The organism is Bacillus sp. MYb209, assembly GCF_002975175.1.
In the GTDB taxonomy this organism is placed as follows: Bacteria; Bacillota; Bacilli; order Bacillales; family Bacillaceae_G; genus Bacillus_A.
Genome location: NZ_PCNZ01000003.1, coordinates 160,884 through 187,859, shown reverse-complemented (window position 1 = coordinate 187,859; position 26,976 = coordinate 160,884). Strand labels below are relative to the sequence as shown.

At 33.4% G+C, this 26,976-nt stretch carries 33 protein-coding genes and 5 pseudogenes; 28 read left to right on the top strand and 10 right to left on the bottom strand.

The features are described from left to right. Nucleotides 1-144 precede the first annotated feature (144 nt). Nucleotides 145-1,635, top strand: a complete 1,491-nt coding sequence (locus CQZ94_RS07955) for an alanine/glycine:cation symporter family protein (RefSeq protein ID WP_105584946.1) — start codon at nucleotides 145-147, stop codon at nucleotides 1,633-1,635. Between the two features lie 199 nt (nucleotides 1,636-1,834). On the opposite strand, the gene CQZ94_RS07950 is transcribed toward CQZ94_RS07955, so the two are convergent. From CQZ94_RS07950 to CQZ94_RS07940, 3 genes are all read right to left on the bottom strand, one after another. Beyond that, nucleotides 1,835-2,107, bottom strand: a complete 273-nt coding sequence (locus CQZ94_RS07950) for a P-loop NTPase family protein (protein WP_105584945.1) — start codon at nucleotides 2,105-2,107, stop codon at nucleotides 1,835-1,837. Nucleotides 2,108-2,176: 69 nt separating this feature from the next. Next, a complete protein-coding gene (locus CQZ94_RS07945) occupies nucleotides 2,177-2,704 on the bottom strand; it encodes a GNAT family N-acetyltransferase (RefSeq protein ID WP_181149454.1) in 528 nt (175 codons plus the stop codon). A 97-nt stretch (nucleotides 2,705-2,801) separates the two neighbouring features. Continuing rightward, a complete protein-coding gene (locus CQZ94_RS07940) occupies nucleotides 2,802-3,440 on the bottom strand; it encodes an HD domain-containing protein (protein ID WP_105584943.1) in 639 nt (212 codons plus the stop codon). A gap of 134 nt (nucleotides 3,441-3,574) precedes the next feature. Between CQZ94_RS07940 and CQZ94_RS07935 the strand changes: the two genes are divergently transcribed. The 4 genes and pseudogenes from CQZ94_RS07935 (at nucleotide 3,575) to ppaC (ending at nucleotide 6,289) form a co-directional block, all read left to right on the top strand. Further along, nucleotides 3,575-4,078 (top strand): GNAT family N-acetyltransferase, encoded by a 504-nt coding sequence (locus CQZ94_RS07935; protein ID WP_105584942.1) that lies wholly within the window; start codon nucleotides 3,575-3,577, stop codon nucleotides 4,076-4,078. A gap of 254 nt (nucleotides 4,079-4,332) precedes the next feature. Beyond that, nucleotides 4,333-4,848: a DinB family protein gene (locus CQZ94_RS07930; protein WP_105584941.1), complete on the top strand. Its 516-nt coding sequence runs from the start codon at nucleotides 4,333-4,335 to the stop codon at nucleotides 4,846-4,848. A gap of 38 nt (nucleotides 4,849-4,886) precedes the next feature. After that, nucleotides 4,887-5,198: pseudogene (locus CQZ94_RS07925) on the top strand (lytic polysaccharide monooxygenase); the annotation flags it as partial. A gap of 161 nt (nucleotides 5,199-5,359) precedes the next feature. Continuing rightward, a complete protein-coding gene (ppaC, locus tag CQZ94_RS07920) occupies nucleotides 5,360-6,289 on the top strand; it encodes a manganese-dependent inorganic pyrophosphatase (protein WP_105584940.1) in 930 nt (309 codons plus the stop codon). A gap of 131 nt (nucleotides 6,290-6,420) precedes the next feature. On the opposite strand, the gene CQZ94_RS07915 is transcribed toward ppaC, so the two are convergent. Then, complete coding sequence (locus CQZ94_RS07915; protein WP_002012993.1) at nucleotides 6,421-6,609, bottom strand: DUF4017 family protein; 189 nt, start codon at nucleotides 6,607-6,609, stop codon at nucleotides 6,421-6,423. Nucleotides 6,610-6,928: 319 nt separating this feature from the next. Between CQZ94_RS07915 and CQZ94_RS07910 the strand changes: the two genes are divergently transcribed. Further along, entirely contained in the window at nucleotides 6,929-7,387 is a 459-nt protein-coding gene (locus CQZ94_RS07910; protein ID WP_105584939.1) for a DUF6884 domain-containing protein, read from the top strand. A 336-nt stretch (nucleotides 7,388-7,723) separates the two neighbouring features. On the opposite strand, the gene CQZ94_RS07905 is transcribed toward CQZ94_RS07910, so the two are convergent. Further along, nucleotides 7,724-8,065, bottom strand: a complete 342-nt coding sequence (locus tag CQZ94_RS07905) for a YolD-like family protein (protein ID WP_105584938.1) — start codon at nucleotides 8,063-8,065, stop codon at nucleotides 7,724-7,726. A 426-nt stretch (nucleotides 8,066-8,491) separates the two neighbouring features. Between CQZ94_RS07905 and CQZ94_RS32550 the strand changes: the two are divergent. Further along, nucleotides 8,492-8,581: pseudogene (locus CQZ94_RS32550) on the top strand (DUF6884 domain-containing protein); the annotation flags it as partial. A gap of 130 nt (nucleotides 8,582-8,711) precedes the next feature. Further along, nucleotides 8,712-8,900 (top strand): hypothetical protein, encoded by a 189-nt coding sequence (locus CQZ94_RS31665; RefSeq protein ID WP_258166011.1) that lies wholly within the window; start codon nucleotides 8,712-8,714, stop codon nucleotides 8,898-8,900. A 53-nt stretch (nucleotides 8,901-8,953) separates the two neighbouring features. On the opposite strand, the gene CQZ94_RS07900 is transcribed toward CQZ94_RS31665, so the two are convergent. The 4 genes from CQZ94_RS07900 to CQZ94_RS31145 all read right to left on the bottom strand — a co-directional run bounded on the left by CQZ94_RS07900 (nucleotide 8,954) and on the right by CQZ94_RS31145 (nucleotide 11,520). Continuing rightward, nucleotides 8,954-9,406, bottom strand: a complete 453-nt coding sequence (locus CQZ94_RS07900; protein WP_105584937.1) for a hypothetical protein — start codon at nucleotides 9,404-9,406, stop codon at nucleotides 8,954-8,956. Nucleotides 9,407-9,542: 136 nt separating this feature from the next. Beyond that, nucleotides 9,543-9,899: a hypothetical protein gene (locus CQZ94_RS07895; RefSeq protein WP_000606233.1), complete on the bottom strand. Its 357-nt coding sequence runs from the start codon at nucleotides 9,897-9,899 to the stop codon at nucleotides 9,543-9,545. Nucleotides 9,900-10,030: 131 nt separating this feature from the next. Next, nucleotides 10,031-10,654, bottom strand: a complete 624-nt coding sequence (locus CQZ94_RS07890; RefSeq protein WP_105584936.1) for an acetylglutamate kinase — start codon at nucleotides 10,652-10,654, stop codon at nucleotides 10,031-10,033. Between the two features lie 704 nt (nucleotides 10,655-11,358). Beyond that, entirely contained in the window at nucleotides 11,359-11,520 is a 162-nt protein-coding gene (locus CQZ94_RS31145; RefSeq protein ID WP_181149452.1) for a hypothetical protein, read from the bottom strand. Nucleotides 11,521-11,706: 186 nt separating this feature from the next. On the opposite strand from CQZ94_RS31145, the gene CQZ94_RS07885 reads away from it, so the two are divergent. The 4 genes from CQZ94_RS07885 (at nucleotide 11,707) to CQZ94_RS07870 (ending at nucleotide 15,485) form a co-directional block, all read left to right on the top strand. Next, nucleotides 11,707-11,904, top strand: coding sequence for a hypothetical protein (locus tag CQZ94_RS07885; RefSeq protein ID WP_105584935.1), 198 nt, complete (start codon nucleotides 11,707-11,709; stop codon nucleotides 11,902-11,904). Nucleotides 11,905-11,988: 84 nt separating this feature from the next. Further along, nucleotides 11,989-14,106 (top strand): DNA helicase RecQ, encoded by a 2,118-nt coding sequence (recQ, locus tag CQZ94_RS07880; RefSeq protein WP_105584934.1) that lies wholly within the window; start codon nucleotides 11,989-11,991, stop codon nucleotides 14,104-14,106. A gap of 27 nt (nucleotides 14,107-14,133) precedes the next feature. Continuing rightward, entirely contained in the window at nucleotides 14,134-14,514 is a 381-nt protein-coding gene (locus CQZ94_RS07875; protein ID WP_105584933.1) for a gamma-glutamylcyclotransferase family protein, read from the top strand. A 233-nt stretch (nucleotides 14,515-14,747) separates the two neighbouring features. Further along, on the top strand, nucleotides 14,748-15,485 hold the full coding sequence (locus CQZ94_RS07870; protein WP_105584932.1) for a class I SAM-dependent methyltransferase: 738 nt from the start codon (nucleotides 14,748-14,750) through the stop codon (nucleotides 15,483-15,485). 69 nt (nucleotides 15,486-15,554) lie between these two features. Here the strand turns inward: CQZ94_RS07870 and CQZ94_RS31660 are convergent. After that, nucleotides 15,555-15,854: pseudogene (locus CQZ94_RS31660) on the bottom strand (IS4 family transposase); the annotation flags it as partial. Between the two features lie 224 nt (nucleotides 15,855-16,078). On the opposite strand from CQZ94_RS31660, the gene CQZ94_RS07860 reads away from it, so the two are divergent. The 16 genes and pseudogenes from CQZ94_RS07860 to CQZ94_RS07785 all read left to right on the top strand — a co-directional run bounded on the left by CQZ94_RS07860 (nucleotide 16,079) and on the right by CQZ94_RS07785 (nucleotide 26,944). Continuing rightward, on the top strand, nucleotides 16,079-16,366 hold the full coding sequence (locus tag CQZ94_RS07860; RefSeq protein ID WP_071746176.1) for a hypothetical protein: 288 nt from the start codon (nucleotides 16,079-16,081) through the stop codon (nucleotides 16,364-16,366). A 92-nt stretch (nucleotides 16,367-16,458) separates the two neighbouring features. After that, nucleotides 16,459-17,445: an LLM class flavin-dependent oxidoreductase gene (locus CQZ94_RS07855; protein WP_105584930.1), complete on the top strand. Its 987-nt coding sequence runs from the start codon at nucleotides 16,459-16,461 to the stop codon at nucleotides 17,443-17,445. Between the two features lie 230 nt (nucleotides 17,446-17,675). Next, nucleotides 17,676-19,751, top strand: coding sequence for a HelD family protein (locus CQZ94_RS07850; protein ID WP_105584929.1), 2,076 nt, complete (start codon nucleotides 17,676-17,678; stop codon nucleotides 19,749-19,751). A gap of 83 nt (nucleotides 19,752-19,834) precedes the next feature. After that, nucleotides 19,835-20,167 carry a DUF952 domain-containing protein gene (locus CQZ94_RS07845; RefSeq protein WP_105585139.1) on the top strand — a complete coding sequence of 111 codons (333 nt, stop codon included), beginning with the start codon at nucleotides 19,835-19,837 and terminating at the stop codon, nucleotides 20,165-20,167. A gap of 189 nt (nucleotides 20,168-20,356) precedes the next feature. Continuing rightward, on the top strand, nucleotides 20,357-20,704 hold the full coding sequence (locus CQZ94_RS07840) for a PadR family transcriptional regulator (RefSeq protein ID WP_105584928.1): 348 nt from the start codon (nucleotides 20,357-20,359) through the stop codon (nucleotides 20,702-20,704). Further along, nucleotides 20,691-21,698 carry an HAAS signaling domain-containing protein gene (locus CQZ94_RS07835; RefSeq protein WP_105584927.1) on the top strand — a complete coding sequence of 336 codons (1,008 nt, stop codon included), beginning with the start codon at nucleotides 20,691-20,693 and terminating at the stop codon, nucleotides 21,696-21,698. The genes CQZ94_RS07840 and CQZ94_RS07835 overlap by 14 nt, the downstream gene beginning before the upstream one ends. Nucleotides 21,699-21,772: 74 nt before the next feature. After that, nucleotides 21,773-22,285 carry a GNAT family N-acetyltransferase gene (locus CQZ94_RS07830; protein ID WP_105584926.1) on the top strand — a complete coding sequence of 171 codons (513 nt, stop codon included), beginning with the start codon at nucleotides 21,773-21,775 and terminating at the stop codon, nucleotides 22,283-22,285. Nucleotides 22,286-22,463: 178 nt separating this feature from the next. Continuing rightward, nucleotides 22,464-22,664, top strand: a pseudogene (locus CQZ94_RS07825) (serine hydrolase); the annotation flags it as partial. After that, entirely contained in the window at nucleotides 22,661-23,032 is a 372-nt protein-coding gene (locus tag CQZ94_RS07820) for a hypothetical protein (RefSeq protein ID WP_105584925.1), read from the top strand. The pseudogene CQZ94_RS07825 and the gene CQZ94_RS07820, both read left to right, overlap by 4 nt. A 34-nt stretch (nucleotides 23,033-23,066) precedes the next feature. Further along, nucleotides 23,067-23,483, top strand: coding sequence for a GNAT family N-acetyltransferase (locus CQZ94_RS07815; RefSeq protein ID WP_016095582.1), 417 nt, complete (start codon nucleotides 23,067-23,069; stop codon nucleotides 23,481-23,483). A gap of 36 nt (nucleotides 23,484-23,519) precedes the next feature. Beyond that, on the top strand, nucleotides 23,520-23,924 hold the full coding sequence (locus CQZ94_RS07810; protein ID WP_105584924.1) for a GNAT family N-acetyltransferase: 405 nt from the start codon (nucleotides 23,520-23,522) through the stop codon (nucleotides 23,922-23,924). Nucleotides 23,925-23,938: 14 nt separating this feature from the next. Then, nucleotides 23,939-24,292: an MmcQ/YjbR family DNA-binding protein gene (locus CQZ94_RS07805; protein ID WP_070143336.1), complete on the top strand. Its 354-nt coding sequence runs from the start codon at nucleotides 23,939-23,941 to the stop codon at nucleotides 24,290-24,292. Between the two features lie 21 nt (nucleotides 24,293-24,313). Then, a pseudogene (locus CQZ94_RS07800) lies at nucleotides 24,314-25,012 on the top strand (class I SAM-dependent methyltransferase). An 81-nt stretch (nucleotides 25,013-25,093) separates the two neighbouring features. Then, nucleotides 25,094-25,480 (top strand): ribosomal maturation YjgA family protein, encoded by a 387-nt coding sequence (locus CQZ94_RS07795; RefSeq protein ID WP_105584923.1) that lies wholly within the window; start codon nucleotides 25,094-25,096, stop codon nucleotides 25,478-25,480. 25 nt (nucleotides 25,481-25,505) lie between these two features. Further along, nucleotides 25,506-26,378, top strand: a complete 873-nt coding sequence (locus CQZ94_RS07790) for a phosphotransferase enzyme family protein (protein WP_105584922.1) — start codon at nucleotides 25,506-25,508, stop codon at nucleotides 26,376-26,378. 53 nt (nucleotides 26,379-26,431) lie between these two features. Further along, complete coding sequence (locus CQZ94_RS07785; protein ID WP_105584921.1) at nucleotides 26,432-26,944, top strand: DNA topology modulation protein; 513 nt, start codon at nucleotides 26,432-26,434, stop codon at nucleotides 26,942-26,944. The last annotated feature ends 32 nt before the right edge of the window (nucleotides 26,945-26,976 follow it).

Here is a 26,976-nt window from a genome sequence, read left to right as displayed (position 1 = left end):
TGGGAATCATACTACCCACAAATAGCGGGATAAAAGAATGATGAAATATAGTAAGAGATGCGGACAACTGGTAGGTAGGATAAAGGTTGTCCGTTTTCTTATATATAAAATTGCTTTTTCAAAAGAATTATAAGGGGGATTTGGATGGAGAAATTAGTAGAATGGTTAGTAGGGCAAGTATGGAGTATCGGCTTAGTTATTTTTGCATTAGGAGCAGGAGTGTATTTCACAATTGCGACTCGCTTTTTACAAATTCGTTATTTTAAAGAGATGATTAAACTATTATTTGAAGGGAAAAGCTCAGAGACGGGAATATCATCCTTTCAAGCATTTTGTTTGGCGCTATCAGGTAGGGTTGGAATAGGGAACATCGCAGGAGTAGCGACAGCTATCGCTTTTGGCGGGCCTGGAGCTGTATTTTGGATGTGGGTGATGGCGCTATTAGGAGCAGCTAGTGCATTTGTTGAATCGACATTAGCACAAGTATACAAAAGTAAAGTAGGCAATGAATATCGAGGTGGTACGCCATACTTTATTGAGAAGGGCTTAAAAATGAAATGGTTTGCGGTCATTGTAGCAGTGGTTGTAACACTTTCATATGGCGTTTTATTACCAGGTATTCAATCAAGTAGTATCGCGGTTGGATTTGAAAACTCTTCTGGCATTAGTAAATATGTAACTGGTATATTTTTAGTTGTATTATTGGCAGCGATTATTTTTGGTGGAGTAAAGAGAATTGCAGGCGTTTCACAAATGTTAGTTCCATTTATGGCAATTGGTTATGTAATTGTTACATGTATCGTCTTAATTGCAAATATAACAGAAATCCCTAATATGTTTGGTCTTATTTTCTCAAGTGCATTTGGTGTGAATGAAATGTTTGGAGGAATCGTTGGGGCAGCTATTGCATGGGGAGTAAAGCGTGCAGTATTTTCAAATGTCGCTGGTGTTGGAGAAGCAACGTATAGTTCTGCCGCTGCTGAAGTATCTCATCCTGCAAAACAAGGATTAGTTCAAGCATTTTCTGTTTACATTGATACAATTGTTGTATGTACAGCGACAGCACTTATGATATTAATTACAGGTATGTACAATGTTATACCTGAAGGGAAAAGCGCTATTGTACAGAACATAGGCAATATTGAAGCTGGTCCCATTTATACACAACAAGCAGTTGAAACCGTTATGACAGGATTTGGTCCATTATTTATTTCAATCGCAATTTTCTTCTTCGCATTTACAACTTTACTCGCTTACTATTATATCGCTGAAACGACGCTTACTTATTTAGATCATCAATTAAAATATAGCTGGTTAAAACCAGTTTTAAAAATTGGATTTTTAATTATGGTTTACATCGGTAGTGTAGAATCAGCTTCACTTTTATGGAATCTAGGAGATTTAGGAATAGGTAGTATGGCATGGTTAAACCTTATAGCGATTCTACTATTAAGCAAAACAGCATTAAAAGTGTTAAAAGATTATGAAACGCAGAAAAAAGAAGGGAAAGATCCGGTTTTTGACCCTAAAAAAGTAGGGATTGAAGGTGTACCGTTTTGGGAAGAGAGGAGCAAAGAGTTGGAAAGGAAAAGCTCTAAAGAAAAAGTGTCAGTGGATGATAGTGTTAAATTTTAAAAATAAAAAACTGAAAATTCAATCTTTTTTGTGGTTTTATAAGTTTTTTCTAAAGCAAAGGGCCGAATAGATTAAGCTTATAAATTTGCAAAGCAATGATTTTAATGCAAGAATGTATGTTGGTATTGAAAAATTAAAGTTATAAAATAAAAAAGTTCTCCTTTGAATATTATTGTAAGGAGAACTTTTTTATTTTAGCCTAATCTTTTTGAAAGAGTTTCAATTGTTTCATATAGTCAATAGCCTTTGTTTTATTCTTTTGCTTAGAAACATAGTGTAATTCGTTTAAATCTCTATAATAACTATTAACTACTTCTTCAGAAAGAATGCCGTCAGAGATGGCTTTTTTAACTGCACAGTGTGGTTCATTTGTATGTGAGCAGTTAGAAAATTTACATTTCCTAGATGTATTCATTATATCTTCATATCCAAAATTAAAGTTGCCTTCATGAGTTATTAAGTCAAATCCCATTTTACTAATAAGTAATCCCTCCACTTTCGAAAGAGTTTATAAGAATCTTACATATGTACTCTATCGTTCTTAATCTGTAGCTACTATTAAACGCCAGTTGTTACAATGCATTAAGTTACCTGGTGGGTATTCAAATTCGCAGTCAGAAATAAACGCAAAGTTAAGCTTCCGACAAACCGCATTTGAAGCAGGATTATGAATGGAAGGAAAAGCGTGTATATATTTATATTTGTTTTCTTTCATTGCTGCATCAATTGCTAGTTTAATTGCGAGAGTTGCTATTCCTTGCCCTTGAAATTGTGGTAGTACACTCCATCCAATTTCATAAACACTTTCATCATTCCAAGTAGTTTTCCAATACCCAACGGAGCCAATCTCCACAAAATCAGGAGATTGAGTAATGCTAAACATTTGCCCGTCATCACCAAGTTCAAGATATCGTTTGTGGCGTTTTAAAATTTGTTCTTTCGTTTCAGGGCCTCCTAGATGTTCCATCATTTCTGGGGTATTTATTTTATGAAGTAGATCAAGATTTTTATCATTCCAAACGTGAATTTGTATTTCGCGTTCTCCAATTTCTCCGAAAATATACACCATCTCCTTAAACTGCACTTTTCATTTTAATTCTTTTATTGATGGGCTATTTCCTTCATGAATAATTCAACCTTTCTTATTGAAGAAAGGTTACATCTTACTATTCAACATTTTTATAAATTGATTTCTCTACATCAGGGAGAAGTGTGTATATGCTTTTACCGATTAAAGATTCTAATTCTTTCTTAATTGTATAGAATCCCTTCCAATGTAAAGATGTATGGGCGGTTGTTCCGTGACGTAAACCAACTGAAATCAACCTTCTTTCAAGAGTAGTAAAGCCATCTGCGTCAGCTAGAGCGTCGCAAAGGGTAATTACTTTGTTATATAAGTCGTAGTTACTATGTTCGTTCAATATTTCAACTAACCGGCTTTCCGTATAATCGGGAACAAGACTCCACTCCGCTGCAATATCTATATGTTCATTTTTGCAAGGGAATGAGTGTGTCACACAAATAATGGCGTTTCCTGTAAACCCTAAATCATTCATATACATATAACCATCATAGGAATGAATAACCGATTTGGTAAAACCTTTATATCTTCCTATATCATGCAAGAGAGCGGCATTGTATGCTATGTCAACATCTAGGTCATGCCCATTTTTAATAAGTTCGACAGTGATGTTCTCTGTTGCATGGGCAACATGAATTGAATGTTCGAACCAAGGACCTGGGTTTTGTTGATTAGCCCATTCAAGTAATTCTTTTGCGTATGTCCTGTCTAAAATATATTTCATAAAGCCATCCTTTCTAAAAAAATCATATCTTAAATAATTTTAACTTAATATTCAGTTATTCCTCCTTTAATTTTTCTCTTATAATTAGTGGTAATATACAAGTGTATATTGAGTGAACAAAAGGGGGAAAAGGAATGCAAAGTGTAGTAATAGAAGAGATTAAACGACTTGATGAAGACATTGAAGAACTTTCTGAATTGTTGAAAACTGTAGTAGATGATGGAGCTTCAATAGGATTTCTACCGCCACTGGAACGAGAAGAAGCGACACTGTATTGGCACACTGTATTAGCACCAGAAGTGATATTATATGTTGCTAAAATAAACAATAAAGTGGCGGGCAGTGTTCAACTACATTTAATTACAAAGCCAAATGGAATCCACAGAGCTGAAATTTGCAAGTTAATGACCCATCCAAACTTTAGACGTAACGGTATTGGACGCTCACTTATGCAAAAAGCAGAAGAAAGAGCGAAACAAGAAAGTAGGTCTCTTTTAGTATTAGATACTAGAGAAGGAGACCCTTCAAATAGATTGTACAAGTCATTAGATTATCAAGAATCCGGCAGAATACCGAGGTATGCAATTTCTCCGAATGGTGAGTTAGATGCAACGGTTATTTATTATAAAATGATTTAGTTTTTTATTTGAAAAGAGAGAGATTTTCAAACGACATATTTGTTATTATGTCTGTGTGTTAATTTATAAAAAAGATTGATAAAACCCTGTATAATAGGGTTTTTCTTTTGACCCTTTAACTTCATCTGGAATGTTTTATTAAAGGACCAGTTTGTGGAAGGTTTTAACAGGTTTTTTAGAGTTATTATTAAATAGGGATTTTGAAGTCTTTTGGTGAATATTAAATGTTAATCTAAAAGATGGAGGTTGCTGTCATGTTGAAACTGTTTCAATATAACTGGCAAGTTCGTGATGATTGGTTTACATTGTGCGAAGACATGTCGGATGAAGAACTATTAAAGAAACGAATCGGTGGGTTCGGCAGTATCCTACATACTCTATTTCACATTGTAGATGTGGAATATATGTGGATCTTAGGTTTGCGAGGTGAACCAGTGCCTGAGGAGCCATTGTTTGAAGAATATGCCAGCTTGCAAAAAGTGAAAAATCTTTCGGCTCAATACCACGAGAAAGTGAAGCCATTTGTGACATCTTGGACAAATGAAATGGATTCTCGGAAACTTTCAGAAACTGATTTCAATGAAGAACCGATTAGCTCTAGAGACGCACCAATTAGGCGCCGAGTCATTGAATGTACACACGGAGAGATAATACGTCATGTCATTGTCCACGAAATCCACCATATCGGCCAGTTATCTATAAGGGCACATGAAATAGAAAAGGAGCCTGTTTCCGCAAATCTGAGAGGAAGAGGGCTATTTGATAATTAGACTGCCTTTGCCAATTTCGTAATTGGGCGCTTTAATGGCACAAGGATCAAGAATGGAAATACTACATTACGAAAAAAGATTGGAATCCAAATAAACCATTAACACGATCGGATTTAGATTTAGTGCCGTTCTATGTGAAAGATGATGGTGGAGTTAAATCAGGGATAACAGTAACACATGAAGCAAATGTACCAACTGACCGTAGTGGATATCATCTTATTGTAGCTGTTTGGGAGATTGCAGACACTGGAAATGCATTTTATCAAATTATTGATGTGAACCTTGTGAATAATGGTTTAGCCTCCAATTTCGCATTTAACAACGTAGTGCAAGTACCATCTTTATTTTAACGAAAAGATAACCTTTGACCATCTAAATTATTTTAGAGGGTCTTTATTTGTGAAAACAATGAAAAATATAGAAGAAAGTGCAATAATTTATAAAAAAATACGCTTTAAATATTGTCATATTTGCTTCTTTAAGATATCCTTTTCATGAAGAGGTGGAAAACATGGAAAAAGTACTAGTTTTCGGGCATAAAAACCCAGATACAGATGCAATTTGTTCTGCGATTGCTTATGCAGAATTGAAAAAAGAATTAGGAATGAATGCTGAGCCTGTACGTTTAGGCGAAATCAGCGGTGAAACTCAATTTGCGTTAGACTATTTTAAAGTAGAAGGACCGCGTTTTGTTGAGACAGTAGCAAACGAAGTGGACAACGTTATTTTAGTTGACCATAACGAGCGTCAACAAAGTGCTAACGATATCGAATCTGTTCGTGTGTTAGAAGTTATTGACCATCACCGTATTGCTAACTTTGAAACAAGCGATCCTATATACTACCGTTGTGAGCCAGTTGGCTGTACAGCTACAATCTTAAACAAAATGTACAAAGAAAATGGTGTTGCAATTCGTAAAGAAGTTGCAGGTTTAATGTTATCTGCAATTATTTCAGATTCTTTACTATTCAAATCTCCAACTTGCACAGAACAAGACGTAGCAGCAGCTCGTGAATTAGCGGAAATCGCTGGTGTAGATGCAGATAGCTACGGCTTAGAAATGTTAAAAGCTGGTGCTGACTTAAGCGGAAAAACAATGGAGCAATTAATCTCTCTTGACGCTAAAGAATTCAAAATGGGTAACGCAAAAGTTGAAATCGCACAAGTAAACGCTGTTGATACAAACGACGTTCTTGTACACCAAGCGGAACTTGAAAAAGTTATCTCTGCAGTAGTAGAAGAAAAAGGTTTAGACCTATTCTTATTCGTTGTAACTGATATCTTAACTAACGATTCTGTTGGTCTTGCGATCGGTAAAGCAACAAACGCTGTTGAGAAAGCATACAACGTAACATTAGAAAACAACACAGCTACTTTAAAAGGTGTTGTATCTCGTAAAAAACAAATCGTACCAGTACTAACAGAAGCATTCCAAGCTTAATATTATTGAGTACGGATAAACAGGAAGGACAAGTAGTCAGATTGGCTGCTTGTCTTTTTTTATTATAAAATTACAGACGAGCCTATTGGATGGAAATAAAAAAGGATAGCAATAGCTATCCTACTTATCGTTTATTCATAAGATCGTTTCTTATTTATATAAAATGTAATAATAGCAGCAATAATGAAAATAGGTATTGCGTACGCTTGCCCAACAAAGAATTTCCAACCTACAGTATTATAGCCCTCAGATGCTGGAATGATAATCGCGATGATACAAACAATAATATAAGCTAATAATGCTGGGAGTATATTTTTCATAGTTGTTCACCTCCTTTTCATACTACATTTATATATTGTACTATTGAATAGCGATTGGGAGATTAAGTATGCTTGATTTTACGAAATCTTCACAAATTCACTAAAGGATGAGGTATATGCATGCTGTATGAAAGTGACTTTAGTACGGTGTGTTTATGTAATAATATATATACTTAATCGACTGTTCTAAAAGAAATTAAACCAAATATAGAAGATAATGTAATTTTATCTTTCAAGATTATTATATAGTATTCTGTAAAAAAATGTACTGGGAAATTGATATTTCATAAGAAAGTTAGAAGTGAGGTAAGAAATAACGATGAAAAGATTATGCATTATTCCATGCGGAAAAAAGAAAATTTGGGATAAGTACCCAGATTACGGAGAGGCAGAGGCAAAAAATGTATATATTAGCCCGTTCGGAAAAGCATGTCAGGCATACGCAGCGGAGTTTTTCGAGAACTGGGTTATATTATCAGCAAAGCATGGATTTTTAAGACCAAATGATATTGTACAGGAAAACTATGATCTTGCATTTGATTCAAAGAGTAATGAGATTATTAGTATAGAACAATTACAAAAACAGATGATTGAAAAAGACTTACTTCAGTTTGATGAAATTGTCTTACTTGCAGGCAAGAAGCATAAAAAAGTAGTGACGAAGCTATATCCAGAAGAAATCATTACATATCCGTTAGAAGGATGTAGAGGGATTGGGTATATGTTGCAAAGGTTGAAGGGTGCTGTGGAAGCGCAGCAGGATATAACGGAGAGTTAAAAAGTAAAGTAGGATTCCTATACGCTCTAACGGGACAAACTGTTGGGGATGGTGGAGAAAACGGCGGTTCTAATGGTGGTATGAATATATCAAAGTTAGATAATAGTTGAAGCCGTCCTTAATCGGACGGCCTCAACTATTATCTAAATGCTTCCTTAGCTTTCTCTATTGAGTTTGTATTCGATAACCAAAACAGACAGCCCAAAACATAAACAAACAGCCTTTATCTTGCTAACTCTCACAAGAACTTACACTTTTGCTCTGTCTGTATTTAACTTAGAATACAAGATTCTTTCATTTTTATTCCCGGTTATATTTGAAAAAACTGTATGTTTTTTATCTCAAATCAATTATATCTATAAATTTAAGGAAGATTCTGTTATAAGATGCATCAGTGCAAGTTATTAAATTCTTTATCGGATTTATGTCAGTTACAGTCATATATCTAGTAAGCAAATGACCATCTCTATAATAAGTAATCAATATCTTCTCTTCAGAAAGAAATGAACATAATAACTTGTTTTCAATAATTTCTTGTTCGTCTTGGGTTAATGTAGGGCGCTCCACTTTTGTTTGTTTTTTAACAATCTTACCAATACCGTTGAATTTCTTCGGTACCGAAGCGAATGGAGTCCGCTTAACCATGCCTATTCTTTTTGGTATATTTGTATAGTTCATGCTGTATATCTCCCTAATTGCTATTAATAACTGTATCATTATATCAATTTTTGGAGATGTTAGGATTATTTATGTAATAATAAAATAAACATTTAGAGGTTTTTGGCTCCTTATAAAATCAAACCAATTTAACTAAGCATGATATATATATCATAGGAGAAATTACTGTGGAGTCCCTTTTCCCAATTAAAATTATGAGATAAAAAGAAAAAATGTAAACACAGAAATTTTAGATTAGTATATTGATCTTTATATAAAATAAAATCTGCTTAATTGTAAATAAAGCCTATGTACATGTGGGGTAAAATGGAAATAATCATGTCAAATAGCAAATTATTATTTGAATAGCGGTCATATTTTGGTCACAAATCCTATAATTTTACCTTAGTTAACCCCCCCTCCATAAACTTTGTAATAAAGCCATTTCTCATTACATATCCGTTAGAAGGATGTAAAGGAATTGGTTATATGTTGCAGCGGTTGAAGGGGGCTGTGGAAGCACAGCAGGAAATATAGGCATGAATTAGTACTTGATTCAAATTACATCACATTTATACATTTAAAATAGACTATTAAACAAGCCTTTTTACGCTTTTAAACATAGAATATGATGAATTCTAATATGTATTAGGGGGGAGTCATATTCATGGGAAATAATTGTCGTTGTAGACATTTCCGAGATTGTAATAGATTTTGGGATGATTTAATGTTTGGAAGATGTAGACGCAGAGATTGTGATGATTGTCGTTGCAATCGTAAACGTCATTGTGATTGTGATGAATGCCGTTGCAATCGTAAACGTGACGATGATGATGATAAATGCCGTAAGTGGTAATTTTCTTTGAAAGAGTACTTTGAAGTAAAGTACTCTTTTTTTGTATGAACCTTTTAGATTCCATTTTGAACTGATTTTTTTACAATTTCCCATGTATCTTGCTTTTTAATCTTTATAGCTACATTAGTTCCGTTAGATTCCTTATAAAAGATATAACCATTGTTTGAGTTCACATATGTTATGGGTTCACCTATGCAATCTCGTGAACAAGATTTATTGATGAGCTCAATTAATGATAGTTCGCTCAGATCGGTTTTACTTGCATTTATTACGATATCAAGGCTCGTTTTACGATAACCTTGTAAGTTTACATGAAAAGTGTTTTCAATTTCTCCTGTAATGCTAGTATGCATTACTTCAACTGAATTTTTCTTTTCTTGAAGAAATCCGTTTTCATAAAGTAATTTTGTATATCCAAGCCATGCGATTAAAACTAGCATGAAAAATATACCAGACATTTTTAGTGTTCGAAGCCGTTTACTAACAATTGTTTCTGAGTATTTCATTCAGTCTAATCCTCCAATGTTTTTAATTTAAAGTATGCCTGGATACATACATTTAGAAGAGGATGAAAGGTAACGAGTTCTTGATTCAAAAAAGAAAACATCAAAAATTAGATGCTTTCTTTTTGAATGATTATTGTTATCTGTTAGTTACTTGTTTCATAAGCGGTCTTATTTCTTTAACAGGTGGTTTTTTATCATAGGCATCAACGTAAGAAAAGTAGTAATTTAAGTTTCTGAGAAGTCCTTTTCCTATTTTTGCGCTTAAGAAGGGGAATACTTGTCCAGTATAATCATCGAGAGATTTACAATAGTATTTTTCATCTAAGTATATGCTGTATTTACATGTTAGTTCTACTAATGAGTTACCTTCATCATCAAATACTTCTTTAGAATCAATAATGTCTATTAATGCGAATTTTTCATTCAGATAAACTTTCTTCTTTTTCTCGTGCTTATTTGTGAGGATAAATACGAGACCAATTGCGTTAATCAAACTATTTCCTCCTATAAAAAACGGATATTAATAAAATATATCGATATAAGCTAAATGTAAAGAGGAGAGGCGTAAAATGTGAACTAGATAGAAACAATAATAAGCCGATTTGAAGACAAATCGGCCCATTATTATTGAAATACTTGCGGAAATTGTTTTACGATTGCATCTGTTATAGTATCAGCCATTTCTAATGCTTCTTTTTCAATTTTATCGTATAGTTTTACACTGGCATCATAATCCTTATTTAGGAAGGCAAGTGCTTCCGCTTTCGTTAACGCTAAATGCTCATAAAACATTTTTCTAAATTCTTCTTTTTCTATATATGGGTTGATACTGGTTAGAAACTCAACAATTTCATCTCCATTAGCGTACCACTTCTTTTCTATAGCGGTAGCTGCGTTTTGATCACCAGCTTTCGCGGCTTTAACAAGATCAGCAGCGATTGTTAAGTGGTCTTTAATTAATGCACTATATTTTTTTACTGCATTTTCTCCGTAGAATGGTTCAAGTGATAGCCCCATGTGTGTTGCATTTTGTAGAAGACGTCCAACAGTAACGTTTACGTCTGGCAAGTTAAAGATGATGCCTATAATGGCTAATCGCGTCCAAGTGACGTGTTGTTCCCATAAAGAACGCATATATCCTTTTAAAAAGTTTTCGTTTTTACTAACTCGGTAATTTCGTACAAATGAATCGAAGTTTCCATTAGTGATATGATAAGGGGAGTAATACGATTGCCAATAAGTATACATAAATAGTTACACTCCTTTGAACATGTATATCTCACAATATGATAAACGTTATTTTTAAGTTACGTGTCCAAGAGTTTTTTTGAGAGTTGGAAAAGGAGAAAGTTGAAGGTTGAAGAGGAATAAAAAACATACTTATGATATATATGAATCAAAAGAATTTTAAAATAATAGAGGTCCTGCAAGGGAAATTGCAGGACCTCAAAAGGGTATTGCCGAGATGTCGGACTCGACTACGTAATATTAGCACAAAATTCTTTCAAAATAACCTGGTAAATGTGTCCAAATGAGAAGGGTACTTTTTAATAAAGTTAAAGGGATCTGCTTCCCGCGGCAGACCCCTTTAACTAGATAATGTTGATGAGCAAAAACTCATCTAGAGTACCTTCATAATAACAAATGAAATTCACTTTGTGTATTGAGAAAAAATGAATTACTTATATGAATGTAACGGATTTATATTTTACTTTTTGGAATTATAATCATTTGTGGAGAGCGGAATAGGGTTCTAAAATGGAGAAAAGACTTTTCAGCCAGACTACGATACATTGCAATATGTAATTATAAAAAAGACCTGCTAATTTAAGCAGGTCAACATAAGGGGTTTATCTAACAGATTATTATATATGGTAACAACTGTATTGTAGTAAGTCTATAAGTTTTATGTTGAGAAAATTTGTTTGAATGATATATATTTGGCACATGTATTAACGTTTAAAAAGTTGAGAAAGGAAATTCATAAGCTTGCTATAAGAAAATAAGGGCTGATACTTATAAAATGATTCATATTTCCATGCATCATTATTAGAGAATTGGAGTTGTTTCTTTTCTGCTTTAGACTTGCTGGAACTATTGTATCGTTGTTTCATAATTTAACCTCCTCAAATTCACATGTATACGATTAGTAGTATTCTAGGAAGGCGAATAAAATGAATATTTATATTGAAATTCTAACTTCATGTGTACTAGATTTGTGTTTTATATGCTGTAAAACGTAGAAAGCAACTAAAACGCCGATACTAATTAATATCCATAACGAAGAGAAACTTAGAATAATGAAAAAGCATGCTATTAAGCTTAAAGAGAGTGCTTTGTTAAAGAATCCAGGTAATAGTTTGTATGCAGCGAAAACTTCACAAATCGCATATCACAAAAACAAGTGGATTTCTCCAGCTTTACAAGAATTATTAACAATTGTTCGTGGATCATGCAAAAGGATGGCGAGAATCAGTTTGATGATAGATTATATATAACTCTTTCATTCAGCACTTTCATGACGCATAAGTGATGATATAATAGGAATAGATGAAAGATATAGAAAAGCAGGTGACTCTTTTTTGTTTACAAAAGCACAAGAACTTTTAGCGTCTTATTTCGGTTATTCGTCATTCCGAAGAGGACAAGATGAAACAATTAAAAATGTATTAGATGGGAAAGATACAGTTTGTATTATGCCTACGGGCGGTGGTAAGTCAATTTGTTATCAAATTCCCGCATTAGTATTCGAAGGAACGACATTAGTTATCTCACCTTTGATTTCACTTATGAAAGATCAAGTAGATACATTAATACAAAACGGTATTTCCGCTACATATATTAATAGTTCTATTTCTATTACAGAAGCGAATCAACGAATTCAATTGGCGAAACAAGGGCATTACAAGTTGCTTTACGTGGCGCCTGAGCGTCTTGATTCTATGGAGTTTGTTGATCAACTTATGGACATGAAAATCCCGATGATTGCAATTGATGAGGCGCACTGTATTTCGCAGTGGGGTCATGATTTCCGCCCGAGTTATTTACATATACATCGCATATTAGATTATCTTCCAGAAAAACCGCTCGTTTTAGCATTAACAGCAACAGCAACACCACAAGTACGTGATGATATTTGCAATACGCTTGAAATTAATCAAGAAAATACAATTATGACAACGTTCGAGCGCGAGAACTTATCGTTTTCAGTAATTAAAGGACAGGATCGTAATGCGTATTTAGCAGATTATATTCGTCAAAATCAGAAGGAATCTGGGATTATTTATGCAGCTACAAGAAAAGTAGTCGATCAGTTATATGAAGATTTAGGGAAAGCAGGAGTTTCGGTATCGAAATATCATGCTGGTATGAGCGATCACGATCGAAATGAACAGCAAGAACTCTTTTTACGAGATGAAATCAGCGTTATGGTAGCGACATCAGCGTTTGGAATGGGGATTGATAAATCGAATATTCGTTACGTTATTCATTATCAACTTCCAAAAAATATGGAAAGTTACTATCAAGAAGCAGGACGTGCTGGTCGTGACGGATTAGATAGTGAATGTATTTTGTTATATTCTTCTCAAGATGTGCAAGTACAACGCTTTTTAATCGATCAATCAACTGGAGAATCACGTTTTTCAAACGAACTTGAAAAACTCCAAAATATGACCGATTACTGTCATACAGAACAATGTTTACAATCATTTATTTTGCAATACTTCGGAGAAGAGCCGAAAGAAGATTGTGGTCGCTGCGGTAATTGTACGGACGACCGTGAAAGTATTGATGTGACGAGAGAATCACAAATGGTACTATCTTGTATGATTCGAACGAACCAACGATTCGGAAAACAAATGATTGCACAAGTATTAACTGGATCTAAAAATAAGAAAGTCATTGAATTTAATTTTCATACTTTGCCAACATACGGTCTTTTGTCAAACCGTAGTGTAAAAGAAGTTAGTGAGTTTATTGAGTTTTTAATTTCAGATGAGTTAATTGCAGTTGAACATGGTACGTATCCGACATTAAAAGTAACGGGAAAAGGAAAAGAAGTATTACTTGGTAAAGAGAATGTTTTACGCAAAGAACGAGTAGAAACGAGACAAATTGTTCAAGACCATCCTTTATTTGAAGTGCTTCGTGAAGTGCGTAAAGAAATTGCGCAAGGAGAAGGTGTACCGCCGTTCGTTATTTTCTCTGACCAAACGTTAAAAGATATGTGTGCGAAAATGCCACAAAGTGACTCCGAACTCCTAACTGTAAAAGGAATCGGAGAACACAAACTTGTGAAGTACGGGTCTCACTTCTTACAAGCAGTTCAGCACTTTATTGAGGATAACCCAAACTATGCGGAAACAATTAAGACTGAAGTTGTTTCAGAGAGTAAAAAATCAGGAAAAGCGTCAGCGAATTCTCATATAGAAACATATGAAATGTATAAACAAGGCATTGATTTAAATGAGATTGCGAAAGATAGAGGTCTATCAAGACAAACGATTGAAAACCACTTAATCCGTTGCCATGAAGATGGTATGGAAGTAGAGTGGCAAAGCTTTGTTCCAACAGAGTATGAAGCTCTTATTGAAACTGCCGTACAAAATGCAGAAGGTGGTTTGAAATCTATTAAAGAACAGCTTCCAGGTGAAGTGAGTTACTTTATGATTCGTGCATATTTACAAATTAGAAAGTAAAGAGCAATAAAAAGGGGATAGGGACATATGCATCATGTTTTCGTGTATGGCACGTTAAGAAAAGAGCAAACGAATGCTCATTATATGCAAGGTGCAACATGCATCGCAGACGGAGCATGGACGTATGGCAAATTATTTGATACAAACGAAGGGTATCCTGCAATGATTTGTTCAAACGGGGAAAAGGTATACGGGGAAGTTTACGAAGTAGATGATGAGGTTTTGCAAAAGTTAGATGAACTCGAAGAATATACAGGTAATGCAGAGAGTGATTTATATGACCGGATAACGCAAACAGTATATTTTGCTGATAAAGAAATACATACATATGTGTATGTTGCTCAGGATAAAGAGATGTTAAAGAAAATCATTGATTCTGGGGATTGGCTCGTGTATCAAAAAGTATAATAAAAGCAGCTAAGGATAAATTGGTAAGCAGATAATGGAATAATTCATTATCTGCTTTTTATTTTGTTTTCAGTTGAAATTCTCAAATCAATAGAGAATAAAATACATTTGAATATTCTGTTTAATTTGATAATATAGAATTGTAGGCGATAAATAAGGGGGATTTTTAATGGGTATCAGAAATTTAGTTTCTAACCTGTAGTAGAAAAAACTATTACAGGAGGAGAATAATAATGAACGAATTAAATGTGAAGGAATTTTACAAAAAACAATTTGAACTGTCGAATTATGATGTAAATACAGAAAGCTGGATAGAGCAGGTTGCTAAAGAGGTGCAAGAACAAGTTGGATATCCGTTTCAAACGATGTTGGAACTTGGTGCAGGGAATGGTGGATTTGCCAGAGCAATGTCAAAGCTAGATATAACAATGACAACTGTAGAGCTTGTATCAGAATTAGTTGAATTTGCAAAAAGGCATTCTAGTAACGATATTATGATTTATCAAGGCGATTTCTATCAAATTGATATTCCAAAAGAATTTGATGTAGTAAGCTATTTAGACGGATTTGGTGTAGGAACAGATAAAGAACAATTATTTCTATTAAGTAGGATTAAAAAATGGATGAAAGATGATGGTTATGCATTAATTGATATCTATCAACCATTGTATTGGAAAGCAGTGAATGGGAGAGAAATGTCACTTGGTACAGCGATGCGAAAGTATGAATATGACAGTATAAATGAAAGAATGCTAGATCATTGGTGGAATCCTAATCAGCCTAATGAGATTGTAACACAGTCTTTACGTTGTTATACAGTTGAAGAGATTAGTGATTTATGTGCTAAAGCAGGTTTAAGTATTGTAGGATTCTTCCCAGGGGGAGCATTTGATTTTGAAAAATTGCGATATAAAGAGCAAGCTTCACTACATGAGTGCTTATCTTATCGTATAAAAGTAAAAAAGAAATAAAGAAATAAAGAAATAAAGAAAGAAAAGGTAGGGATTATCCCTCATACACATCAAGCTAAGTTTATGTGAGGGGAATTTCAAATTTGTAGAATCTAATAAATAAATGCAACGAAAATAGTTGGTATACATCGTTGGTTGAGTGCTTCTGGATTCATAGAAATATCAGTGTTGGCTTCTAATCGACTACAAGGTTGAGTTAATGAAGTATGTGCTATGTTTTTGCTTAATCAAACACATAGGGCTACTAGTTCTTGTGTACCTTATTCCCTTGATTGTTAAATGAATCAAATCATTCCAAAGTATTAGGTGATATATATCATCTAATACTTTGGAAACTAATTTTAGTTCATCAGAAATCGATAAATTCATATTAAAAACGCCATCCTTTTTGTATATTTCTATAAAAAGAATAGCGTTTTTTTCGTTATATGGATACAAATTTACATTATTTTGATAATAGTAATAGGGCGAGAACCTATTATGTTTAACCAATAATAAAATGACACAATTGACAAAATATGCATCGGTGTTATAATGATACATTGTTATCAAGGTAACAAAATATTATTTTTTTGCGGTAAGGATGTGGAATTATGAAACAAAATAATGAACAAGTAAATGGAAAAAATCAAAAAATTAAAGTTGAACGTGTACAAACTGGAATTAGAATGGAAAAAAGAATGGTGAAGGTTTTGAAAGCGATGGCAGAGTATCATGATATTTCACTAGGCGTTCTTCTTGAAAGAATCGTTCTACATTCTTTTGAAAATAAACCTGTGTTTAGCGATGAAAGTCTTGAAAAAGTTAAAGCTATAAAAGAAGTTTACGATATGGATTATGGGCTAGAAATAAGTCGTCAGTGGAATGATTCGGATAACTAGAATGATTATTTTCAAATACAGTACCATCTAGATTTTTTGTAAGCAATCTATGAAGGGAAGAAACTAAATAAAATTATCAGGAGCGATATCAAATGAAATTCAGTACATTGACAATATTTGATAATTACCCCAATCAATTATCCCGAACTCCTAAACAATTCTATAATGAGGTATTGGAGCAAGCCGTTCGGGCTGAAGAAATGAATTTTGATGGGGTATGGTTTGCAGAACATCATTTCTCAGATTTTGGTGTTAATCCCTCTCCAGCAGTTCTGCTCGCTGCGGTATCTCAAAGGACGAATAGAATTCGTCTTGGTATGGGTGTTTCAGTACTGCCATTACACAACCCTATACGAGTTGCTGAAGATTATGCGGTGGTTGATCTTTTATCAAACGGAAGATTAGACTTGGGGCTAGGTAGTGGATATGCACAGAAGGAATTTGATGGTTATAATATTTCATTGGAGGACAAAACTGAGCGTTTTAACGAGTCTCTAGAAGTGCTACGTAAGGCATGGTCAGGCAAGGTTTTTTCTCATCAAGGGAACTTTTTTCAATACAAAGACCTTAGGCTTAATGTTCAGCCAACACAAGCTCCGTTTCCGCCTCATTGGATTGCAACCTCTAGTGAAAAAGGTGTTAATCATGTTGCTAGTATGGGAAACAATTTCATGGGGCTTGGGTTTAGTAAATCACGAGATGAATTAGCAAAGCTGATTGATACTTACAAGAACACGTATCTAAAGTCAGGATACGGTAATCCAGAAGAGTTGGAAATCCCTATTGCATTTCATGTTCATGTTGGTGAAACATATGCAGATGCTGAATCAAATGCAAAAGGCCCTTATCAACTATTTATGAATACTCCGCGTGGGACGAATATTTCATATGAAGACCTTAAACATAAATTCAATCCAGTAATAGGAAGTCCTGATGAAGTTATTAAACAAATTCAGTCTTACAGTGAAATAGGTGTTACGAATTTTATGGCAGTAATGAATTTTGGTGGATTAGAACATCATAAAGTACTTTCATCTTTAGACTTATTTGGTAAGTATGTAATTCCTGCATGTAAGTGAAAAATTGATTGTTCCCCAAAATAAAAAAATGAATATAATTCTCATAAATAAATATAGAGAGAAAATTTTATTTTAAGGATACTTCAAAATCTTAGATAAAGAGGTATGGTTTTTTTGTGTTTTTCTTTATTTCGGAAAATTCTCACTTAGACTATTGACTTTATGAATGGATTTTTAATACAATTATATCTCGACTGAAAAAATTGGAACGGACAGGAGGGAATCATCAAATGAGCAACATTTTTGAAGAAGAGTTACAAAAAATGAAAGATACGTTAAGTACGATGGATGATCAATTAGAACAGCTTGAAAAAATCCCGGTTTATTATGGAGAAGATTTTAAAGAGCAAATTCTTGAAAGTATGAGGGAGTCTAATAGACAAAGCTTACGGATTGGTGTACAAGAGCCGTATTTTGGAAGATTAGACTTTCAGGAGGATGGCAAGGAAGTAGTTATGCCGATTTACATCGGTAAAGTAGGTGTTTCAGATAAAGATACGATGAAACCAATTGTAATTGATTGGCGAGCACCTGTCGCAAGTATGTTTTATTCATTTACTGGTGGTGATGAATTAGCATTTTATCATTCACCAGACGGATTAGTAGAAGGCGATGTTTATTTAAAGCGAAACATTTCCATTCGAAAAAGAGAGCTTGAACGTGTTGTTGATACATATGTGAAAGGAAATGAAGATGTCTCGCATGCTGATGATTTTCTTCTATATCGATTAGGTGAGAATAAAGATAATAAATTAAAAGATATCGTTTCGACTATACAATCGGAGCAAAATGATATTATTCGTGCGGAAAGAAACTTACCATTATTAATTCAAGGGGTTGCAGGGAGCGGAAAAACAACGATCGCTTTACATCGCCTTGCTTTTTTAATTTATGAATATCGTGAACAGCTAGAAGCGGAGAGAATGATCGTATTTGCTCCAAACAGTTTGTTTTTAGACTATATTTCGAGCGTACTTCCCGAATTAGGTGTAGGCAATATTAGTCAAACAACGTTTCCAGATTGGGCATTGCGTATGTTAGAGGGTTCGGTGAAACTAAAGCAGACAGAAGAAAAATTGAAAGAAGCATTTTCAATTAATCGCGATGAAAAAAAGGTTATGCTCGGTAAATTAAAAGGAACGCTGGAGTTTAAGTCGTTTATTGAAGAGAGAATGGTTCAATTTGAAAAAGATTTAGTACCGACAAAAGATTTTGAGGCGTGGGATAAAGCAGTTATTCCAGTGGAAGACGTTAAAAAATGGATGCAAGTTGAATATAAACATTATCCATTAAAGAAAAGAAGAGAACGTTTAGCCGGCCGTATGAAGCGCTGGATTGAAATTGAACTTAAAAAGTTTGGAGAAACAAACGAGAAAAAGTTACTAAAAAAAGAAGCTACAAAGAGATTGAACACATATATGAATTTTTGGCCGAAAATGAGCCCGCTTTCACTATACAGTTCAATGTTGAAAAGTAAAGAAATACTCGAAGTGTTACCTGAAGAACTTGTTCAAGAAACAGAAAAGAATTGTCGTAAAAAAGAAGTGTATGTAGAAGATTTACCAGCTCTAATTTACATACATCATCGAATAACTGGAATTGAAATTGGACAGAAGTTTCATCATGTCGTTATTGATGAAGCGCAAGACTTCTCACCATTCCAAGTTTATGTACTAAAAGAAATTACACTAGGTAATTCTTTCACCATATTAGGTGATTTATCTCAAGCGATTTATGATTATCAAGGAATTGAAGACTGGAATGCTTTTAAGGAAGTATTCCAAGAAACAGGTTATTATGAACTGACGAGAAGTTATCGTTCTACAAAAGAAATTATTGAATTTGCGAATGAAATAATTAAAAATGCAGAGATTCCAGTGGGACTGGCAACACCAGTTTTCCGTAGTGGTGAAGACGTTAAGGTGATCCATGCAGAAGATCAATTCACTGAAATTATGAAGACTTTACAGCACTTGCAAAATGAAGATGTGAAAACAATCGCGGTAATTGGAAGAACAGACGATGAATGCCGTGATATATATGAGAAGTTAACAAATACAGGATTAACTGTTAACGTGATTGAAGCAGATCAAAGTAAATACGAAGGTGGTATTTCGGTAGTACCTGTATATTTAGCAAAAGGCTTAGAATTTGACGCAGTACTTCTTATCGATGTCGATGAGGAGCACTACAAAAATACAAAGCACGATGCGAAATTATTGTATGTCGGATGTACGAGATCGCTTCATGATTTATGGATTTTCCATAGTGGGGAAGTGTCACCATTAATAAAGGGATTAAAATAATAAAAAAATTCAAGAGGCTTTTCTAGTAATGAACAGAAAAACCTCTTGTTTTTCTATATAAAGATATGGGGGAGAAAATGGGTATGGTCACAAAAGTAATAACAAAAAGAAATTGGGAAATCGCAAAAACAATTGGAGAGATTAATGAAGCCTCCCTTAAAGAAGAGGGATTTATTCATTGTTCATTATTAGACCAAGCTTTAAAAGTTGCTCAAAAACATTTCAATCATGAAAAAGATGTTTTATTACTTACAATAGATCCATCTCTTGTAAAAGCAGAAATAAAATATGAACTTGCTTCAAACGGTCAAGAATACCCGCATGTATATGGAGTAATCAATGTTGAGGCGATTGTAGAGGTTGTCCCATTTTCTAAAGAAAAAGGAGAGTTTATATTACCAGAGGTGCATAGTTAAAAGTATTATTGGTATTTAAGTTTGTTAGTGAGCTGCAAGAAAATAAGAAAAGTACAAATTATATAGTTTGTGCTTTTCTTATTTTCTGATTTTTATAAAAACCGATTGTTTTTGTCACAACTATACTGTACGATACATAGTATAAAACATATACTGTATGACATATAGTAATAAAAATGAGGTGGGTGAATGGAGAGTTTATTAAATTCATTAATTACAGAGTTAAGAAGAGGGACGTTGACATTAGCGGTTTTAAGCCAATTAAGAACACCGCAGTATGGATATTCACTAGTCCAACTATTAGAGAAATCAGGAATTATAATCGATCAAAGTACTTTATATCCACTACTTCGCCGATTAGAAAAGCAGGAGCTAGTGACGAGTAGCTGGGATAAAACGGAGAGTAGGCCTCGTAAGTATTATGTTTTAAGTGAATATGGATTAGAGATATTTTTACAATTGAAAAAGGAGTGGATAAAGGATTCGAAAGAACTTTATAACTTATTAAAGGAGGAGGACGAGAATGAGTTTGATTGATATCTACGTCCATGAAGTTGCGAAAAGATTACCTGAAAAAAATCGTGAAGATATTACACTTGAACTACGGTCAACAATAGAGGATATGTTACCAGACGATTATAATGAGGATGATGTGAAGAGTGTTCTTGAAAAATTGGGAAGTCCAGTTTCATTGGCTAATGGGTATTTGGATAGACCGATGCATTTAATTGGACCACGTTATTTTGATGGATATACGACATTATTAAAAATGATTATACCAATTGCAGCTGTTATTGCACTCATTTCAATGGTTGCAGAAAATCTTATAGGCTATAGTGGTGATCAAGCGGTATTAAATGTTATTTTAAAATTGATAGGTAAAGGCATTGGGGAAATTTTCGAAGTGGGCCTTCATGTATTTTTCTGGTTGACACTTGTATTTGTTATTTTAGAAAGAACGGATAAAGACAAAGATACCCAACCGTTGACGACAAGTTTTAAAAAATGGACGCCAGATGATTTGAAAAATATTTCGTATATCCCGAAGAAGAAAGCAATCTCAAAGTTTGAAGTTTTTGGAGGTTTGATGTGGACCGCAGTTTGGGCTACACTTTATTTTTATGCGAATCATCTCGTTGGCGTATATAATGGTACAGCAAATGGACTGAAGTTTGTCGCACCAACTTTTAATCAAGATGTTTTACTTCAATATTGGCCAATTGTTGTGATTATGATCGTTTTCGAAATAGGTATATCTCTTTATAAGTTAGTACAGGGACAATGGACGAAAAGGTTGGCAATTGGGAATGCAATTCTTCAAATAACCGGAACAATAGTATTCATTGTAATTGTATTAAATCCGCATTTATTTAACGAAGGGTTTATTGCGTATGTGTCAAATGTGTTTACTATTTCTCCAGAGGAATTTAAAACGTGGTTAATCGGCGGTGGAATTTTCTTTTACACGTTGTCTGCTGCGATAAATATATTTGATGGTTTCCGAAAAGCTAGTATTCGTGTGTGGAAATAAATCAGAAATTTCGGTAAAATAAAACTGTTAAAAAGATAGTGAAAGAAGATAAACATTATGAAAGGAAGAAAACAATGATAAGGGAAGCAACTAAAAGAGATTTAGCATATATTTTAGATATTTATAATGATGCGATACTTTATACAACAGCTGTATATGCGTATAAACTTGTAACCCTTGAAAATAGAATAGATTGGTATGAACAAAAAAAGGCTGATAGCTATCCAATTTTCGTATACGAACTAGATAATAAAGTAGTAGGATTTGCGACATTTGGTCCATTTAGAGCGTGGCCTGCCTATAAATATTCAATTGAACATTCTGTGTATGTTGATAAGGAATATAGAAAAAATGGAATTGGATCCTCTTTAATGGAAGAATTAATCACAATTGCAAAGAAAAGAGGATATATGACCTTAATTGCAGGAATTGATGCGGAAAACAAGAAAAGTATTGCCTTGCATCAAAATTATGGATTTGTTCATGCAGGAACAATAAAAAAAGCTGGTTATAAGTTTAATAGATGGCTAGATTTAGCTTTTTATCAATTGGAGCTTAACGGGCCTGAAAATCCTATAGAAGAATAGAGATATTTATTACTGTACAAATAATTTTAAAAAGAAATTGTATATATTTCAAAAGATAGTATGAAGAAATCTCATGCTATCTTTTTATATTCACCAACATAATTAAACAAAAAAGGTTTTTTACATTTTATATCGAATTTTCAGGGGTGATAAAACAATATAAAAATAGAGATGAATATATATGACAGGTGGATTACCCACAGCTACAATAAATATTGGTATAATGGGAATGTTTAATGAACTCCCGTTTCTTTATGTAATTGGAGGAAAAGATTTACCCGAGCGAGTTCATAATATAGAGGTCGATGAAACTATTACAACAGCTTTGAAATACATATACAAAGAATATAGTGAAAGCATGCTAGGAGTGAGCGATTGAAAAGAAACTTAAAGACTTCAACAATCATTATTTTAATTATAACGATTATTGCTCTTGAAGTTGGAATCGCACTATACGATCACAATTTGTCATTAGATACAATTTACTTTGCAGCGATTCTTATTTTTATTGTATTGCTTTTTGGCACACGTGTTTCTGAAGAGAGAGAAAGTACATCGAAACAGAGACGAAGACAAACAGCTCTTATATTTTGGCCATCTATTTTATTATTAATTGTTAGTTTTGCAGTTATAAGTTATGTAAGAACAGGCCATGTCTCTATACCAGGAGTAATTGGTTTTTCGTGCTTTGTTACATATGGCGGATTTGTATTTATTAGTATTTTAAAGAAAAGAAATAAAAATTAAATGTGGCTTACTAAGTTGAAAGGAAGAAATATATATGAAACACATAGAGAATGGTACTCGCATTGAAGGAGAATACATAAAAAATAAAGTAATTCAATATAATATGTCCATCTTAACAGATGAAGTAAAACAGCCGATGGAACAAGTAAGTTTTGTAGTGAAAGATGAGGAAGGAAAAATTTTCGGTGGCGTAACAGGAACGATGTATTTTTATCACCTACATATCGATTTTTTATGGGTTGATGAATCAGTTCGCCACGATGGATACGGCAGTCAATTGTTACATAAAATCGAAGAAATTGCGAAGGAAAAAGGGTGTCGACTAATATTACTAGATTCATTTAGTTTCCAAGCACCAGAATTTTATAAAAAGCACGGATACCGAGAATATGGTGTTGTTGAAGATCATCCGAAGGGGCATAGTCAACACTTCTTAGAAAAGAGATTATAATAATATTATGTATACTAACTAATGGGAGAAAGAAAAATGTACACATATAAATTTCAACATGAACAACCGATTTGTGCAGGGAAAATAAAGCAGCTTTATGATTCTGTCGGCTGGTGGCCAGAAAGAAAAGAAATCGATATTGAAAAAATGTTAAAGAATAGTATAGCAATCGGTGTATGGGAAAAAAATGAATTAATTGGATTTGCTAGAGTTGTTTCTGATGGTGTTTTTAGAGCATACATAGAAGATGTTGTCGTACATGATAGTGTAAGAAATAAAGGTATTGGAGAGAATATGCTTACAATGTTACTTCGAGAGGTATCTCATATTGATATTGTTAGTCTATTTTGTGAAGAAAAATTAATAAAGTTTTATGGTGAACAGCAGTTTAAAGCGACGAAGCAAATTGTGATGCATCGTAATCAAATAGTGAAAGAATAAGAGGTGCTAGAAGAATGAATGCAACGAGAGAGTATTGTTTATCGAAAAGAAAAGCGACAGAAGATTCTCCAGATGGCTGGAGTGCAACATGTATGAGACTCAATAATAAAATATTTGCGATAGTGAACCATGAAGAAGGTGAAAAAGCTGCGATTACATTAAAATGTGATCCAGAACTCGCATTAAGAATAAGAGAGGATTACCCAGAAACAATAATTCCTGGATATCATATGAACAAAAAGCATTGGAATACAGTGTACATACATAAAGATGTAGGACAAGAACAAATTAATAAGATGATAGATTGGTCGTATGATTTAGTACTACAATCATTTTCAAAGAAAAAGCAGCAAGAGTTATTGGATTAATATGTATTAGGAGTGGATGTAATGAAAGACTCAGTAAAAGATACGTATGATAAATTAGCGAGTACATATAAAGAAAATCTAGATTTGGTAAATCCATATAACAGTTATTATGAAAGACCTGCGATGATGGAGATTATTCCAAAGAAACTAGAAGGGAAGAGAATACTAGATGCTGGATGGTATACTTCTCAATTCGTAGGAAGAGGAGCAAACGTTACAGCAATTGACGTAAGTTCTGAAATGGTAAAAGCCGCAAAGGAAAGTACAGGTGATAAAGCAACGTTTCTTTGTCATGACCTTCAAGAAACATTACCATTTGAAGATAATGCTTTTGATATGATTGTAAGTTCGCTTACTCTTCATTACTTGCAAAATTGGAGTAATGTATTTCAAGAGTTTCATCGCGTCCTTAAACCAGGTGGTTTATTTGTGTATACCGTTCATCACCCATTTATGGATTTTACAAAGTTTCCGTGTGAAGATTATTTTAAAACGCAATTGCTAGTAGATACTTGACGGAAACCCAATATTACAATTGAAGTAAGTTTCTTTAGAAGGTCACTTCAAGATATTATAAATGAAACAACGAGTAATTTTGTATTAGAAGAGTTAGTCGAGCCGAAACCGATTGAAAAGATGAAGGAAGTAGATGAAAAGTCATATTATTATTTAAATACTAACCCGCATTTCCTTATTATAAAAGCGAAGAATACAAAGTGAAACCGTATATAAATAGCTAGTAAAATGATTATATTTTACTAGCTATTTGCAGTTTTACATTATATATTAGGAGATTTTGAAATGAATACGAAACGAAATAGATTACTATATGCAATGTTTACTATAGTTGTTATTATTTTAGGTCTTAGTTCAAGAAAGTTTGCTTTTGTGTTACCTGATTTATTAAATGATTACTTAGGTGATGCTTTATGGGCACTAATGATTTTCACGGGATTTGGTTTCTTATTTCCTAAAATAGAAACGAAGAAATTAGCTTTTATTAGTTTGATATTTTGCTACGGGATTGAAATTAGCCAATTGTACCATGTACCTTGGATTGATAATATTCGTGCAACGACTTTAGGTGGTCTCGTATTAGGCTATGGATTTTTGTGGAGTGACTTAGTGGCTTATACAATTGGTGTTGGAGCGGGAATGCTTTTTGAGTTTATATTATGGAAGAAATAAGAGAGTTAAAAAGGAGTATTTGTATATGGAGGATATTTTAGAAATTGCAAAGTATTGGTTTCAAGATAAAAATCTCGCGGTTACTGTAATTCAACCGAAAGTAACAAAAATTCATTGTAATAATAAAACGTATATTTTAAAAGAAAAAGGATCCATCAAGCAGCTTCTAAATGAATTAAATGTATTGGAGCAGCTGTATGAAAAAGGAATTAAGGTACAAAGAGTAGTAGAAACGGAAAATGACGAAAAGTATGTATTATATAAAGAAAAATATTATTGCTTATATGAGTATTTTGCCGGAAGTGTTTTAGAAATAAAAGATACGAACAAGCTGACAGGGCTAGCAAGCACAATTGGAGAAGAAATAGCTACTCTACATAAAGCACTAAATTCAATGGATAGTGCTAACGAGCTAATAAAAAGGGATTTGTATAAAGTGGTATACGGATGGGCTTTACCGATTTTAGAAAAGCATGAGCATGTTCATCAGGATGTAATTCAAAAAATGGATCAAATACATACAGCTTTCAAGGAAACGGCGCACTTATTACCGAAACAAATTATTCATCGTGATATGCACTTATCGAATATTATCTTTCAAGACAATGAATTTCAAGGGTTTATAGATTTTGAGCTTTTAGAAAGCAATGTAAGAGTATTCGATTTATGCTATTGTTGTACGAGTATTTTGAGTGAGTTATATAGTAATGAAAGCCTAAAAGGGAAATGGTTTCAAATCGTAAGCAAAATCTTTGAAGGATATTATAAGCAAAAAATTTTAACGAGAGAAGAACTACAATCCATTTGGTATGTCATACTTTCTATTCAAGTTATATTTATTACTTATTTTGTTCAGTTACCAGATTTATTAAAGATGAATGAAGAAATGTTCTTCTAGATTTTTGCTAATAAGAAAGATATTGAAGAATCTATAGAAAGGACCATACTAATATGAAAAAAATAATATTAATTGGTTCTGGTGGTTCAGGAAAATCTACATTAGCTAAGCAGTTAGGAAATAAACTAAATATTAAGGTGTATCATCTGGATGCACTATTTTGGAAACCGAATTGGCAAGGTGTTCCGAGAGACGAACAAATAACAGTTCAAAACAACTTAATTAAAGATGAGAAGTGGATTATTGATGGGAATTACGGCGGGACAATGGATATAAGAATTAACGCAGCTGATACAATCATCTTTCTTGATATTCATAGAACGATTTGTATTTATCGTGCTTTTAAAAGAATTGTACAATATCGAAATAAAACAAGACCGGATATGGGTGCTGGATGTGAAGAAAGGTTTGACTTACAATTCTTCAAATGGATATGGGAGTATCCTAAGACGAAAAGACCTTCAATTTTCAAAAGACTAAATCAATTAAGTCAGGATAAAGAAATTATTATTTTAAAATCTCCAAATGAAGTTCAGCGATTTTTAAAAGAAGTGCAGCAAGTATAAACTTATGCACTAAAAGAGTAAATTTTGTTCCA

Coding starts and splice junctions, on each gene's coding strand:
- CQZ94_RS07955 (WP_105584946.1), top strand. CDS start 145: ATGGAGAAATTAGTAGAATGGTTAGTAGGGCAAGTATGGAGTATCGGC.
- CQZ94_RS07950 (WP_105584945.1), bottom strand. CDS start 2,107: ATGGGATTTGACTTAATAACTCATGAAGGCAACTTTAATTTTGGATAT.
- CQZ94_RS07945 (WP_181149454.1), bottom strand. CDS start 2,704: ATGGTGTATATTTTCGGAGAAATTGGAGAACGCGAAATACAAATTCAC.
- CQZ94_RS07940 (WP_105584943.1), bottom strand. CDS start 3,440: ATGAAATATATTTTAGACAGGACATACGCAAAAGAATTACTTGAATGG.
- CQZ94_RS07935 (WP_105584942.1), top strand. CDS start 3,575: ATGCAAAGTGTAGTAATAGAAGAGATTAAACGACTTGATGAAGACATT.
- CQZ94_RS07930 (WP_105584941.1), top strand. CDS start 4,333: ATGTTGAAACTGTTTCAATATAACTGGCAAGTTCGTGATGATTGGTTT.
- ppaC (WP_105584940.1), top strand. CDS start 5,360: ATGGAAAAAGTACTAGTTTTCGGGCATAAAAACCCAGATACAGATGCA.
- CQZ94_RS07915 (WP_002012993.1), bottom strand. CDS start 6,609: ATGAAAAATATACTCCCAGCATTATTAGCTTATATTATTGTTTGTATC.
- CQZ94_RS07910 (WP_105584939.1), top strand. CDS start 6,929: ATGAAAAGATTATGCATTATTCCATGCGGAAAAAAGAAAATTTGGGAT.
- CQZ94_RS07905 (WP_105584938.1), bottom strand. CDS start 8,065: ATGAACTATACAAATATACCAAAAAGAATAGGCATGGTTAAGCGGACT.
- CQZ94_RS31665 (WP_258166011.1), top strand. CDS start 8,712: ATGGGAAATAATTGTCGTTGTAGACATTTCCGAGATTGTAATAGATTT.
- CQZ94_RS07900 (WP_105584937.1), bottom strand. CDS start 9,406: ATGAAATACTCAGAAACAATTGTTAGTAAACGGCTTCGAACACTAAAA.
- CQZ94_RS07890 (WP_105584936.1), bottom strand. CDS start 10,654: ATGTATACTTATTGGCAATCGTATTACTCCCCTTATCATATCACTAAT.
- CQZ94_RS31145 (WP_181149452.1), bottom strand. CDS start 11,520: ATGAAACAACGATACAATAGTTCCAGCAAGTCTAAAGCAGAAAAGAAA.
- CQZ94_RS07885 (WP_105584935.1), top strand. CDS start 11,707: ATGAAAAAGCATGCTATTAAGCTTAAAGAGAGTGCTTTGTTAAAGAAT.
- CQZ94_RS07875 (WP_105584933.1), top strand. CDS start 14,134: ATGCATCATGTTTTCGTGTATGGCACGTTAAGAAAAGAGCAAACGAAT.
- CQZ94_RS07870 (WP_105584932.1), top strand. CDS start 14,748: ATGAACGAATTAAATGTGAAGGAATTTTACAAAAAACAATTTGAACTG.
- CQZ94_RS07860 (WP_071746176.1), top strand. CDS start 16,079: ATGAAACAAAATAATGAACAAGTAAATGGAAAAAATCAAAAAATTAAA.
- CQZ94_RS07855 (WP_105584930.1), top strand. CDS start 16,459: ATGAAATTCAGTACATTGACAATATTTGATAATTACCCCAATCAATTA.
- CQZ94_RS07850 (WP_105584929.1), top strand. CDS start 17,676: ATGAGCAACATTTTTGAAGAAGAGTTACAAAAAATGAAAGATACGTTA.
- CQZ94_RS07845 (WP_105585139.1), top strand. CDS start 19,835: ATGGTCACAAAAGTAATAACAAAAAGAAATTGGGAAATCGCAAAAACA.
- CQZ94_RS07840 (WP_105584928.1), top strand. CDS start 20,357: ATGGAGAGTTTATTAAATTCATTAATTACAGAGTTAAGAAGAGGGACG.
- CQZ94_RS07835 (WP_105584927.1), top strand. CDS start 20,691: ATGAGTTTGATTGATATCTACGTCCATGAAGTTGCGAAAAGATTACCT.
- CQZ94_RS07830 (WP_105584926.1), top strand. CDS start 21,773: ATGATAAGGGAAGCAACTAAAAGAGATTTAGCATATATTTTAGATATT.
- CQZ94_RS07815 (WP_016095582.1), top strand. CDS start 23,067: ATGAAACACATAGAGAATGGTACTCGCATTGAAGGAGAATACATAAAA.
- CQZ94_RS07810 (WP_105584924.1), top strand. CDS start 23,520: ATGTACACATATAAATTTCAACATGAACAACCGATTTGTGCAGGGAAA.
- CQZ94_RS07805 (WP_070143336.1), top strand. CDS start 23,939: ATGAATGCAACGAGAGAGTATTGTTTATCGAAAAGAAAAGCGACAGAA.
- CQZ94_RS07795 (WP_105584923.1), top strand. CDS start 25,094: ATGAATACGAAACGAAATAGATTACTATATGCAATGTTTACTATAGTT.
- CQZ94_RS07790 (WP_105584922.1), top strand. CDS start 25,506: ATGGAGGATATTTTAGAAATTGCAAAGTATTGGTTTCAAGATAAAAAT.
- CQZ94_RS07785 (WP_105584921.1), top strand. CDS start 26,432: ATGAAAAAAATAATATTAATTGGTTCTGGTGGTTCAGGAAAATCTACA.